At 53.2% G+C, this 12,405-nt stretch carries 13 protein-coding genes; 7 read left to right on the top strand and 6 right to left on the bottom strand.

Translation table 11 applies throughout. From position 1 onward, the window contains the following. Positions 1 to 131: 131 nt before the first annotated feature. Together BFG58_RS03585 and BFG58_RS03590 are read right to left on the bottom strand one after the other, a co-directional pair. On the bottom strand, positions 132 to 1,250 hold the full coding sequence (locus BFG58_RS03585) for an S-(hydroxymethyl)glutathione dehydrogenase/class III alcohol dehydrogenase (protein WP_069719258.1): 1,119 nt from the start codon (positions 1,248 to 1,250) through the stop codon (positions 132 to 134). Between the two features lie 31 nt (positions 1,251 to 1,281). Continuing rightward, a complete protein-coding gene (locus BFG58_RS03590) occupies positions 1,282 to 1,557 on the bottom strand; it encodes a metal/formaldehyde-sensitive transcriptional repressor (RefSeq protein WP_008502288.1) in 276 nt (91 codons plus the stop codon). Positions 1,558 to 1,787: 230 nt separating this feature from the next. On the opposite strand from BFG58_RS03590, the gene BFG58_RS22975 reads away from it, so the two are divergent. From BFG58_RS22975 to BFG58_RS03600, 3 genes are all read left to right on the top strand, one after another. Continuing rightward, positions 1,788 to 2,156, top strand: a complete 369-nt coding sequence (locus tag BFG58_RS22975; protein WP_083261453.1) for an NlpC/P60 family protein — start codon at positions 1,788 to 1,790, stop codon at positions 2,154 to 2,156. Beyond that, positions 2,156 to 2,659, top strand: a complete 504-nt coding sequence (locus BFG58_RS03595) for a YbjP/YqhG family protein (protein WP_069719259.1) — start codon at positions 2,156 to 2,158, stop codon at positions 2,657 to 2,659. Before BFG58_RS22975 ends, BFG58_RS03595 begins: the two co-directional genes overlap by 1 nt. Positions 2,660 to 2,722: 63 nt before the next feature. Beyond that, positions 2,723 to 3,592, top strand: coding sequence for a GyrI-like domain-containing protein (locus tag BFG58_RS03600; protein ID WP_069719260.1), 870 nt, complete (start codon positions 2,723 to 2,725; stop codon positions 3,590 to 3,592). Here BFG58_RS03600 and BFG58_RS03605 read toward each other — a convergent pair. Then, positions 3,574 to 4,572: a LysR family transcriptional regulator gene (locus tag BFG58_RS03605; RefSeq protein WP_254665184.1), complete on the bottom strand. Its 999-nt coding sequence runs from the start codon at positions 4,570 to 4,572 to the stop codon at positions 3,574 to 3,576. The two genes, BFG58_RS03600 and BFG58_RS03605, sit on opposite strands and share 19 nt — an antisense overlap. 90 nt (positions 4,573 to 4,662) lie before the next feature. On the opposite strand from BFG58_RS03605, the gene BFG58_RS03610 reads away from it, so the two are divergent. The 3 genes from BFG58_RS03610 (at position 4,663) to BFG58_RS03620 (ending at position 6,323) form a co-directional block, all read left to right on the top strand. Beyond that, a complete protein-coding gene (locus BFG58_RS03610) occupies positions 4,663 to 5,139 on the top strand; it encodes a GNAT family N-acetyltransferase (RefSeq protein ID WP_048223127.1) in 477 nt (158 codons plus the stop codon). A 123-nt stretch (positions 5,140 to 5,262) separates the two neighbouring features. After that, the gene (locus BFG58_RS03615; protein ID WP_063621585.1) at positions 5,263 to 5,931 is read left to right on the top strand and encodes an epoxyqueuosine reductase QueH; all 669 of its coding nucleotides are present in this window, start codon (positions 5,263 to 5,265) and stop codon (positions 5,929 to 5,931) included. 119 nt (positions 5,932 to 6,050) lie between these two features. Continuing rightward, positions 6,051 to 6,323 carry a YqjD family protein gene (locus BFG58_RS03620; RefSeq protein ID WP_045910495.1) on the top strand — a complete coding sequence of 91 codons (273 nt, stop codon included), beginning with the start codon at positions 6,051 to 6,053 and terminating at the stop codon, positions 6,321 to 6,323. Positions 6,324 to 6,354: 31 nt separating this feature from the next. Here the strand turns inward: BFG58_RS03620 and BFG58_RS03625 are convergent, their stop codons facing one another. Continuing rightward, the gene (locus tag BFG58_RS03625; RefSeq protein ID WP_069719261.1) at positions 6,355 to 7,818 is read right to left on the bottom strand and encodes an EAL domain-containing protein; all 1,464 of its coding nucleotides are present in this window, start codon (positions 7,816 to 7,818) and stop codon (positions 6,355 to 6,357) included. Positions 7,819 to 8,094: 276 nt separating this feature from the next. On the opposite strand from BFG58_RS03625, the gene BFG58_RS03630 reads away from it, so the two are divergent. Next, the gene (locus tag BFG58_RS03630) at positions 8,095 to 8,979 is read left to right on the top strand and encodes a hypothetical protein (protein ID WP_048223123.1); all 885 of its coding nucleotides are present in this window, start codon (positions 8,095 to 8,097) and stop codon (positions 8,977 to 8,979) included. A gap of 35 nt (positions 8,980 to 9,014) precedes the next feature. On the opposite strand, the gene BFG58_RS03635 is transcribed toward BFG58_RS03630, so the two are convergent. After that, complete coding sequence (locus tag BFG58_RS03635; RefSeq protein WP_069719262.1) at positions 9,015 to 10,190, bottom strand: HlyD family type I secretion periplasmic adaptor subunit; 1,176 nt, start codon at positions 10,188 to 10,190, stop codon at positions 9,015 to 9,017. Continuing rightward, positions 10,187 to 12,367 (bottom strand): type I secretion system permease/ATPase, encoded by a 2,181-nt coding sequence (locus tag BFG58_RS03640; protein WP_069719263.1) that lies wholly within the window; start codon positions 12,365 to 12,367, stop codon positions 10,187 to 10,189. Before BFG58_RS03640 ends, BFG58_RS03635 begins: the two co-directional genes overlap by 4 nt. Between the last annotated feature and the right edge of the window lie 38 nt (positions 12,368 to 12,405).

Consider the following 12,405-nt stretch of genomic DNA (forward strand, 5'->3'; position numbering starts at 1 on the left):
GTAAAAACACGCCTGTTAAATAGTCATCGGCACGGCAGAGATTTAGATTACGGCTAAAAACGCCGCACTGGTCACACTTTAGAGAAGATTATTAAAGAAACGCCAGCGGCGAAAAACCGCTGGCAGAAGAGTTACTTGTCGCCGAAATGGATAACGGTACGGATGGATTTTCCTTCGTGCATCAGATCAAACGCCTCGTTGATCTGCTCCAGCGGTAAGCGATGGGTAATGAACGGATCGAGCTGAATCTTGCCGACCATGGCATCTTCAACCATACCCGGAAGCTGGGTACGCCCCTTCACGCCGCCAAACGCGGAACCGCGCCATACGCGCCCGGTGACCAACTGGAATGGACGGGTTTTAATTTCCTGGCCCGCACCGGCCACGCCAATGATGATGCTCTCGCCCCAGCCTTTGTGGCAGCACTCCAGTGCGGAACGCATCACGTTCACGTTGCCGATACACTCAAAGCTGAAGTCCACGCCGCCGTCGGTCATCTCAACGATAACGTCCTGAATCGGCTTCTCGTGATCTTTCGGGTTCACGAAATCGGTCGCGCCCATTTCACCCGCCAGCCTGAATTTCTCCGGGTTAGTGTCGACCGCGATGATACGCCCGGCCTTCGCCTGCACCGCGCCCTGAATCACCGCCAGACCAATGCCGCCGAGACCGAACACCGCCACGGTATCGCCCTCTTTGACTTTTGCCGTGTTATGCACCGCGCCAATACCGGTGGTCACGCCGCAGCCCAGCAGGCAGACTTTGTCCAGCGGCGCCTGCGGGTTCACCTTCGCCAGCGAGATCTCCGCGCAAACGGTGTATTCGCTGAAGGTGCTGGTGCCCATGTAGTGATGAACCGGCTCGCCGTTGTAAGAGAAACGGGTCGTCCCGTCCGGCATCAGCCCTTTCCCCTGGGTGGCGCGCACCGCCTGGCAGAGGTTAGTTTTGCCGGATTTACAGAACTTGCATTCGCCGCATTCCGCGGTGTACAGCGGGATCACGTGATCGCCCGGCTTCAGGCTGATCACGCCTTCGCCCACTTCCACCACAATCCCGCCGCCTTCATGACCGAGCACTGCCGGGAAGACGCCTTCCGGGTCATCGCCCGAGAGCGTAAACGCATCGGTATGGCACACGCCGGTATGGGTGATTTTGATCAGCACTTCGCCTTTCTTCGGCGGTGCCACGTCAATTTCAACGATTTTGAGCGGCTGGCCGGGGCCAAATGCAACTGCAGCGCGAGATTTCATATGCCTTCCCTTTTTTGTCAGGTATGTGGATTTATTTTAGATAAGAGCGCAGTAAATGGCCGACTTCCGCCATGCGTACGGCTCGCTGATCCGGCGTGGTGTCCCCCGCAACCAGCTCATCTTTGAGGTGAATTTCAACCATTTCGCCCATCAGGCCATTGGCAGCCCCGCGCACGGCGGCAATTTGCTGCAGGATGGCCAGACAAGGGTCGCCCGACTCCAGCGCACGTTCAAGGGCATCAACCTGGCCCCGAATGCGACGGACGCGGGTAAGAATACGTTTTTTATCTTCGGGTGAATGCGGCATACGCCCTCCTGATACTATAGGGGGGTATGGTATTTAACTTTTATCTCGATGTAAACCTTCTGTTTCCGTTGCAACATCAGCGTATCTACCGCATATCATCAACCAAGCGAATAAAACTTCAAAAAGAGATAATGCTCTGAAATATATAATTTTTTAATGACATTATTTGCCTAACCCGATTGTAGCTTCCGTTGTTTAGTGACGATTTCATATACAACAGGAGTTAACACATGGCATGGAACAAACACGCAGCGGCCCTGCATGCACGCCAAAATGCAGGGACTTCATCGCAAAAACGCTGTGGAGAATATACGCGTAAGGCAATACGTGCAGGTGGCGTGGATATTGGCAATGCACCTAACGCAAAAGACTATGGCAGTAACCTTGAACGGGCAGGTTTTCGAGTTTTAGGGCAAGGTGAAACATTACAGGAAGGCGATGTGGTTGTTATTCAGCCTTATGCAGGCGGTAATCCTGCGGGTCACATGGCAATTTATGACGGCACTACCTGGTACTCTGACTTCAGACAAAGAGATATGTGGGGTGGCCCGGGATATCGCTCCTTACGCCCTGCTTACAAAATTTACAGGAAAAGCTGATGCGTTACGTTCTCTTGATGTGCCTGTTACTATCGGGATGTTCAACGCAAATGGATGCGCCGGAAAAACGTACTCATGACTTTTACACGTTTTACCTCACTGCTTTCGTTACAGACAGCAAAGAAGATAATCTCGATTCACCAAAAATGCGTGACTATATTGCGCAAGACACGCTCTCCCGACTGCAAAAAATTTCCTCTCTCTATGAACAAGAAATTATCGGTTCTGATTATTTTACCTATACGCAGGACTATGCGGCTGCGTGGATCCCTGACCTAAGCGTAAGCAATGCGATTAACTCTGCGTCCGGGAAAGTTGTTAACGTTCAGTTGGGTGTGGGTAATGAGCGGAAACTACATCTAAAAGTGTATCTGCGCAATGAAGACGGTAAATGGAAAATATATCGCGTCACCGATGCGAGCCATCATTTCGAACAGTATATTTTTGACGAGAGGGCGATTGCTGCGGCACAACGATATGCGGCCAGTATAACTTCACCATAATTAGCAAGATCGGTCAGGATTATGACCATTCAATGAGGCAAAGTGGGTCATCAGGAGGATGCAATGAACGATGCAATCAAAACAACGACCTACCTCGAGCGCTTCACGATGGTGTGCGACTATATTGCCCACCATCTCGATGAGCCACTCACGCTGGAGAAGCTCAGCGCGATAGCCTGCTGTTCGCCTTATCATTTTCACCGGCAGTTTCTGGCATTTAGCGGTCAGCCTCTGTATCGCTATATCCAGTGGCTACGCCTGCGTCATGCTTCCTGGCGACTGGCGTTTAATCCTCAGGATAAGGTGATTGATATTGCGCTCGATGCCGGTTTCCAGAGCCCGGAATCGTTCAGTCGCGCCTTCAGAAACGCGTTTGGAAAAAGCCCCCGTCAGTTTCGGCAACAGCCGGACTGGCTGAAATGGCATCAACGCGTACCGAAAATGACCTTTCAGGAGCAAAAAACGATGGAAATTAAGATTGTCGATTTCCCACAGACCCAAGTGGCAATGCTGCAGCACCGTGGCAGTCCGGATCGGGTTAATGACAGCGCGGCGAAGTTTATTGCCTGGCGTAAAACCACGGGCTTATCGCCAGTACACGAAAGCAGCACGTTTGGCATTGCCTGGGATGACCCGGCAACTACGCCAGCAGACGCCTTTCGTTTCGATATCTGCGGCAGTATCCCGGAACCGATACCAGAGAATGAATTTGGCGTTTCCAGTGGTGAAATTGACGGCGGACGCTACGCCGTCGGGCGCCACACCGGTTCGCTGGATACCATTTCCGCCACGGTGTGGTCGATGTTTCGCGACTGGCTACCGGCCAGCGGCGAAACGCTGCGCGATGCCCCGGTATTTTTCCACTACCTCAACTTTATTCACGAGGTGCCGGAACACGCGCTGCAAACGGATATCTACCTGCCGTTAAATTGACGATCCGTTACAGACCGTCCTTTCTGCCGGGTGGCACTGCGCTTACCCGGCCTACCGTCCCCTACAGCCTGCGCCATCATCTGCAGTTCCTCCTTCAGCCAGCGGGTCGCGCCCCGCTGGCCGCTGCGTTTATGCGAGTAAATTTTCACTTCAAACGTGCGTATCGGAAACGGTAACGCAAAAATCCGGAGATCCGCTGTCTTAATCAGCTTCTCCGCGGCATAGCGGGGGATCGCCATCAGCAGGTCACTTTCCGCTACGATAAACGGTGCGCTGAGCATCGACGGCGTTTTGATCGCGATTTGTCGGGTATAGCCCAGTTGCTCAAGCCGCACGTCCAGAACGCCCTGCTTCTCATTCCACGGCGTAACCACCAGGTGCCGGGCCGCGAGATAATCCTCCAGCGTCAGCCGGGTCCGGCTTGCGTTGCTGATGACCACATACTCATCTTCAAACCAGCCGATCTCTTCCAGTTCCGGATGACGGATATCCTCCGGCGTGCTGAAGCCCAGCGCCAGATCCACCTCGCCCGCCAGCAGTTCCGTCAGCGCCGGGCTGTGCGGCAGATAGCGCAATTCAAAGCGTAAACCCGGGGCTGTAAGCTGCAGCCTGTGCATCAGAGCCGGAAAAATGCAAAGCGCGGTAAAGTCCGTTATCGCAATCTGCAGGCTCTCCGTAGTGCTGGCTGCATCAAACTCCGGCTGCGGGGTCAGCTCATGATTCAGGAACGACAGTGCGGAAGCAATCGAAGGCGCGAGCTGAGAAGCATACACGCTGGGGGACATGCGATGCCCTTCACGAAAAAACAGCGGGTCATTCAGGGTGGCGCGCAGGCGCGACAGCGCATGGCTGAGCGCGGATGTGCTCATCGCCAGCTCGTCAGCGGCTAGCCGAACGGAACGGTGGCGGTATATCGCGTCGAAAACGGGCAGCAGGTTTAAATCAAGCCGTCTCAGTATCGGATGCATAATATTCATCATATGTTGATTTCATTGCACTTAATTCTTCGGACAATACGCCGTATGCTTAATGCCATCAATCAGGACACACGCTAAAAAGCAGGAAAAACAATGAGCATCACCCTTCGTCAGGCCCGTCCCGAAGATGCGGCGGCCATTTACGCCATGATTTACGAGCTGGCGGTGTATGAAAAAGCCCCGGAAGAAGTGGTTACCACGCCGGAGGAGATCCGGGAAACGCTCTTTGGCGCAGGTACTAAAACCGAGGCATTGATCGCGGAGTGTGAAGGCAAGATCGCCGGCTATGCCGTGTTCTTCACCAGCTATTCGACCTGGCTCGGACGCAACGGGATTTATATGGAAGACCTGTACGTTTCTCCGGCGTATCGCGGGAAAGGTGCAGGCAGAGCACTGCTGAAACATATCGCGCAGTTGGCAGTGAAACGACAGTGCGGTCGTCTTGAATGGAGCGTGCTGGACTGGAACCAGCCCGCCATCGACTTTTACCTGAGCATTGGCGCGCTGCCGCAGCCCGAGTGGGTACGTTATCGTCTGGATGGTGAAGCGCTGCTGAACTTTGCCGAATAGCGGCACGCCTACCCGAGAAGATCCCGCCCCGCGGGATCGCGCTTTCCTGCATCGCTCCCGTCTCAACAGTTTCTGAATTTATGCTACCCTTCCATAAATTTCATCAACATAGTGCAGAACGCCATGACGACAGCCCCCTTTATCCGCCCTCAACTCACCCTGCCCAACGGCGCTGACAAACTGCTGCTGCACTCCTGCTGCGCACCCTGCTCGGGTGAAGTGATGGAGGCTATCCAGGCGTCGGGCATTGAGTACACCATTTTCTTCTATAACCCCAATATCCATCCGCAAAAGGAATACCTCATTCGTAAGGAGGAAAATATTCGCTTTGCGGAAAAGCACGGCGTGCCGTTTGTTGATGCCGATTACGACACCGATAACTGGTTTGAGCGCGCGAAAGGCATGGAATGGGAACCCGAGCGCGGCGTCCGCTGCACCATGTGCTTCGATATGCGTTTCGAGCGCACGGCGCTCTATGCGGCAGAAAATGGATTCAGCGTCATCAGCAGCTCGCTGGGGATCTCCCGCTGGAAGAACATGCAGCAAATAAACGACTGCGGCCAGCGTGCGGCCGCGCGCTATCCGGGTATGGTTTACTGGGACTATAACTGGCGCAAACAGGGCGGCTCCTCACGCATGATTGAGATCAGCAAGCGGGAACAGTTTTACCAGCAGGAATATTGCGGGTGCGTTTATTCGCTCAGGGACAGTAACCTGCACCGTAAGTCTCAGGGTCGCCCGTTGATCCGCATCGGGAAGCTGTATTACGGTCAGGATGACAATGAGAAATAACGGGTTCCCGGTATAGAGATATATCCGAAAACCGCCCTGTCAGGTGCCGAATTTAGCCTTGCGTCTCCCACATCCGCAAAGAGCGGCTATCCTTTAACTATCAACAAAAGGAGGCAAAAATGTCTGATATCGGTACTGATAAAAACACCCAGTTTGCTGAAGACAAGGCAAAAAATAAATTTGATGAACTTGCAGGTTCAGCGCAGCAGCAGTTTGGTGAATTCGTCGATTCACCAAAACATCAGGTAAAAGGTGCCGCGAAAAAATACGCCGCTCAGGCTAGCGATGCCGTTTCCGACGTCACAGAAGCGGTCAGAAATAATCCCCTCACCGGCCTCATCGCCGCGGGTGCTGTCGGTATTGTTCTCGGCCTGTTGCTGGGTCGAAAATAAATCAGAGCCCTTCGGGGCTTTATTTTTGTCATCAGCTAAATAACCGTACCATGCGGTCTAACTCATCCTCTTTCACGGCACGTGAAAGATAATATCCCTGAAAGTTTTTAACGCCCAGCGCGACGAGTTTCTCGAACTTTTCTTCGCTATCAACCCCTTCTGCAATACAGTCAGTGCCGGTCATGTCGCTATAAATCTGAATCGCTTTTATCAAATTGTAGTCATTGTCATTTGCCACAAAGTGATCGACGATGTCCCGATCCAGTTTGAGTCCATCGAAATGAACCTGGCGCACCGGGAACATGGTTTGATGGTTAGAAAAGCAGTCATCCAGAAATAAACGACACCCCGTTTTGCGTAAATGCCGCATGGTTTCAGGGATCCTTTTATCCTTCGTCACGTCAATATCCTCTGCAAACTCAAAGACCAGCTTTTCCGCCCACTGCGGTTTAAGCAGCATATCGATGGCCTTTCGTGCCATATCAGGCAAGGCATTTCCGGAAGCCAGACGAGGCGGGATATTCACAGAAAAATAATATTTCCCGTTATACTTATTAATCCCTGAAACGGCAGCATGGATGACCAACGCCGTTATTTGCAACCATATTTCATGATTGGTAATATCCGTTAAAAAACTGGCAGGCTTGACAATTTTACCGTTTTTATTCCAGCGAATCAGTATTTCAAACCCAACACCTTTTTTATCCCGATCGGTAATGATCTGATATGCCGGAAATATTTCGCGATTTCGTAGAGCATTAAAAATGTCGGTTTCCTTCTCCGTGAGCCCCGTTTTTTGACGTGGGTGTTTAGCAGGCATTTCTGCTTTAAAATTATGCGGATCGTGTAGCCAACGCTTAATTAAGTGTAATTTAAGCACACCTTCCTTACGGTGGGTATACACCGTTTTATTCGACAAACCCATTCTATCGCACATTTCTTTTACGGACATGCCGCGGTAGAAACTTAATAATACGTCAATTTCTCTTCGTGTTAACCACTTGAGATTTTCTTGCGAGGAAATATCCATGTAGCGTTCGCGTAATGCGCGAGAGCGATCCTTAAAACTTTTGTAATGGGTATGAAAGCAGGCGATTACATCAGAAACGCTGGCTACGCGAATCAATGATAGTTGATAGCGGTTATTTAAAAGACTGCCCAGCGTGCGGTACAGCCAGCCATCGGGAATATCACCATACAGGGTGACGTGCCGAATGACGGGCAGTGCATTGAGTATGGATGCCAGTCGCTTCAGGCTTTCCAGGAGGTTGACCACGCCTTTCCCGAGAAACACCACGATATGCGCATCCTGATTTTTAAGGATATTTTCAATATCCTGTTGAGATGCCTCATCTCCGTTAAAGTGGATCCGGGTAGCATGGACTCCGTATTTATTAAGGATCGAACAATATCCCTGGAATGTGAAACCGCAGGCTGAGATGACAAACTTATGTTCATCGCACGCCCCATTTCTGAGAGAAATTTTGTGGGTCATAACCTGCTCCTGGGCACCAAAGCGCCATTTCCATTTGAGTATGCGTAAAATTTATTGCATCTGTTGCGAAGTATAATTTTACAGTAGCACCCAGGGTTAAGAAACTGTTATCAACCTAATTCACCGGAACATCTTTGCGTTAATCACCCGCGTTTAAATATACTTTTCTTTTCAAATAACCACGGCAAATCTTTTATTCTCAGGGTATAATGAAAATTCCGAAAAAGAAGACTGGATACTTCATCTATCGGCTCATTCAAATACGAGAAAAATGCTATGGATAATCATATCTCATCCAGGGCCTTGCTACATCGAAGGGATGTCATAAAGAGCAATCCACGATTCGGTGAGGCAATATTAGAGCACTACACAATTAATGACACCATCTACAAAAAACAACCTTTGTTCTACAAGACAATGCTGCAGGAATCACGGTTCAACATTATCCTCTCCATGTGTTGTTTTATTTTTGGAAATCAGGCCGAGTCAGTCTCAGAAATTAAAGAGTTATGCTCTCGCTATAAGATAGCCAGCCCCAACAGCGTTATTGCGATCATTACGATACTCAGAACCACCGGGCGCATCAGGACCTGGCGCTGTACGGAAGACAGACGCAAAACGAGAATCGCGCCAACCGAAAAAGGCCTGAATGAACTTAAGCGATATATGTCCGGCGCTTTTTTGCCCGTCAGTATTCTTTATCCGACATTCAATATTAACGTGAACCTGCTGGATAATGACATTTTGAGAAATAATTTCTTCCGCCGCGCGGCAGAATATCTTTTTCGGGGATTAACGTTCAGAAAAGTGTTGCCTGAAGTGGGATTATTTATCGATAAAGATGGTGGACGTATGATTATGCTTTATCTTTACCTGCAGGCTATGAAAAATAAATCTGCCCATGGTGCCGTTATCGACTATTCAGCCAGCACGCTCGCAAAAGAATTTTTTGTATCGCGTATCCACGTCAACCGGATTATCAAATCGGCTCAGGAGGCAGGCTATCTGAAAGATCGGGGTGATGGTCGGCTATCGGTCTATCCGGCGTTTATCGAACTCGTCGAAAATTATGCCGGGTTATATTTTGCGTATGTTACGCATTACATCAACGTTGTTCCTAAAGAGCGACGCCACGTTCACAACGTGACGTCAACCGTATAATCCACCAGGCGTTCGGTATCCCGAACGCCTTTCACTTATCTTTCCCGCAGCGCCTCTTTTGCCTTGTTCAGCGGTTTCAACAGATAATCCAGAATGGTTTTGCTGCCGGTTTTAATATCAACGGTGGCAATCATGCCCGGAAAGACCGGAAATTCCTGTCCTTGCTTATTGGTCAGATGGTTACTGTCGGTACGAATATAGACGCGATAGTAATAAACATCTCTTTTCACCTCATCCTGCAGGGTGTCCGGCGAAATCATGGTCACTTCCCCTTCCAGCCCACCGTAAATGGAGTAGTCATAGGCCGTCACTTTCACCAGCGCCTTCTGGCCGGGATGGATAAACGCCACATCGCGCGGTGAAATTTTCGCTTCTACCACCATCTGATCGTCAAGCGGAACCAGACTCATCAGCTTGCCGTTCGGCGGGATGACGCCGCCCACGGTCGTGACGTCAATATCCTTCACGATCCCGCGAACCGGCGCATTGAAGGTCAGTCGGGTCAGAGAGTCTTCCCGCCCCTTCATCACCGAACGCTGGGCTTCGATCTCCGCATTGGCTTTCGCCAGCTCTTCGCGGGCGCGGACGTAATACTGGTTTTTCATCTCGGTGATTTTATTCTCAAGCTCATTTTTTTGACGCTCAAGACGCAGCACCTCCACCTTGCTGGCCGCCCCCTGGGTCACCAGCGGACGGGTCAACGACAGCTCACGCTGCACCAGCTCGGCACCCTGACGTAAACCAGCCAGCCCTTTTTCAAGGCTCTCGCGACGGGACTGATAGAGCGCCGCTTCCTGCTTAACCAGCTCAACGTCGTCATCCAGCTCCTCGGGAAACGTCAGCTCCGTGTCGTTAACTTCGGCCTTCAGGCGTGCCGCCGTGGCCAGCGCCGCATTCAGACGCGACTCACTCTCCAGCACGCTCGACTCGGTTTTTGTCCGATCAAGCTGCGCGAGCTGCTGACCGCGTTCAACAATGTCGCCTTCGCGCACCATCAGGCTGTGGATAATGCCGCCTTCCAGGGACTGGATGACCTGCTCATGCGAAGACGGTATCACCTTGCCGCTGCCTGTCGTCACCTCATCAAGATGGAACAGGCTCGCCCAGGCGATAAACACCACCAGCAGGGCGAACAGGGACCATGCCACCAGGGTAGAGCGCGGAAGGCGCGGCTCCTTCAGTCGGCTATTAAAACGGGAGAAATCATTCATGCCGCGCCCTCCTCAGCAGCCGCCGCCGGTTTCATGGTCACGGTGCGCTGCGCTGTCTTTTGCGGCGCCATACCATGCTGGTGCAGGATGGCGTCGCGCGGGCCGTCCATCACCACCTTGCCGTTTTCCAGCACGATGATGCGGTCAACCAGGTCCAGAATCGGCAGGCGATGCGTCGCCACCACCAGCGTGCGGCGCTTACCCAGCCATGTGTGAAGATGCTGAATAAACTGCTTCTCGCTCATTTCGTCCAGCCAGGCGGTAGGCTCGTCCAGCAGCAGAATAGTCGGCGAGGTGATCAGGGCGCGCGCCAGCAGCAGCGCCTGACGCTGTCCGCCCGAGAGTCCCGTTCCGCCCTCGTTGATGATAGTGTTCAGCCCCATTTTCTGTTTGCGCACAAACTCCAGCGCGCCACTGTTGACCAGCGCCTGGTGAATCTCATCGTCGGTCGCCAGCGGGTTCCCCATCAGGATGTTGTCCCGCACGGAGCCAAAGAACAGACGGGCCTGCTGGCTCAGCAGTTGCATGTCGCGACGCACGTCGGCCGGATCAAGGTGATTGAGGGCAATATCGTCCAGCAGAATGGTGCCCTGCTGTGGCTCCTGCATGCCCGCCAGAAGCTGTAACAGCGTGCTTTTGCCGGAGCCATTGCGCCCGAGCACCGCCACGCGTTCTCCGGCGCGGATCTGCAGCTTGCTGATGTTGAGCACGGTGAGTTTCTCTTCCTCGTCGTAGTAAAACCCGACGTCCTCAAGGGCATAGTCGCCGCGCAGGTGGGCTTTGTGCACCTTCTTGCCGTGCTGCGGATCGTCAATCGGCCGCTGCATCAGGTCGTCCAGCCCCTTACGGGCCACTTTTGCCGACTGCCAGCGCGAGAGCACGCCTGAGATCTGTGACAGCGGCGCAATGGTCCGCGACGCCAGAATCGAGGTACCCACCAGCGCACCGGTGGTCATGTCGCCGCTGATGACCAGATAGCAGCCCACCAGCAGCACCACTGCGTAAACAATGGACTGCACCTCCTGGGTCCAGGTAAGCAGCAGGCCCGTCAGCCAACGCTGCTTCATGCCGACGCTGGCGGCAACGTCGTTGGTGTTATTCCACTGATTCTGGAAACGCTGCTCGGCGCGCATCAGCTTGATGTCTTCAATGCCCTGCACCGCTTCCACCAGCGTGGCGTTACGAATGGCGGATTCACGCATCCCTTCGCTGGAGAGTTTCCCCAGCGGGCGCTGCACCAGCAGGCCCGGAATAAGCAGCAGCGGCACGGCGAGCAGGACCACCAGCACCAGCGGACCACCAATCATCCACAGAATGAAGACGAACAGCAGGAAGAACGGCAGATCGGAGAGGGCCGCAATGGTCGTCGAGGTGATCAGCTCGCGCACCGACTCCAGCTCGCGGATCTGCGCGATAAACGATCCGGTTGATTTCGAGCGTGCGCCGTTTTTAATCCGCAGCGCGTGGGCAAAAACGCGTTCAGAGATGCGCAGATCGGCGCGCTTCCCCACCACGTCAGAAATGTGTACGCGCAGCATGCGCATGATGAATTCGAACACGATGGCAATCATCACGCCGCCAAACAGCACCCACAGCGTGGCTTCTGACTGCGACGGTACCACCCTGTCGTAGACCTGCATGGAGAAGACCATGCCGGAAAGCGCCAGCACGTTGGCGACCAGCGCCACCAGCATAATGTCGCTGTAGCGTCGCCAGTCCTTCAGCGCCAGCTGCCAGAACCAGTTTTTCTCATACGGTTTGATGTAGTCATCCACGCGGGCATCCGGCGTGGACTCGAGCGGGCGCAGCACCATCAGGCCCTTTAATCGCGACCCGAGCGCCTCGCGCGTCAGCGTCGTCTCCAGGCCGCCGTCGCCGCTGAACTGCAGGCTGACGTTGCCTTCGTTGTCCATGCGGTTGATCACCGCAATCTGCCCGCCGGTGAATTCCGCCAGCAGCGGCAGACGCCACGGATCGAGGGAGACCGCTTCCGCCGCCACCACACGCATCCCCAGCCCAAGCTGGCGCGCCATCTCCTCCAGCACCAGCTGGCGAGGCGACTGGCTTTCATGGTTAATCGTGACCCGAACGTGCTCCACCGAAAAGTCCAGCCGGTAGTGCTTCGCGATGATGAGCATGCCCTGCAGCCAGGGTTCGTACTGTGGATGTGTCTTCATAATCTCCGGGTTAACGCAATTCGTGTAAAGAAACGCCA

It is taken from the genome of Enterobacter sp. ku-bf2, assembly GCF_001742765.1.
GTDB classification, from domain to species: domain Bacteria; phylum Pseudomonadota; class Gammaproteobacteria; order Enterobacterales; family Enterobacteriaceae; genus Enterobacter; species Enterobacter quasiroggenkampii.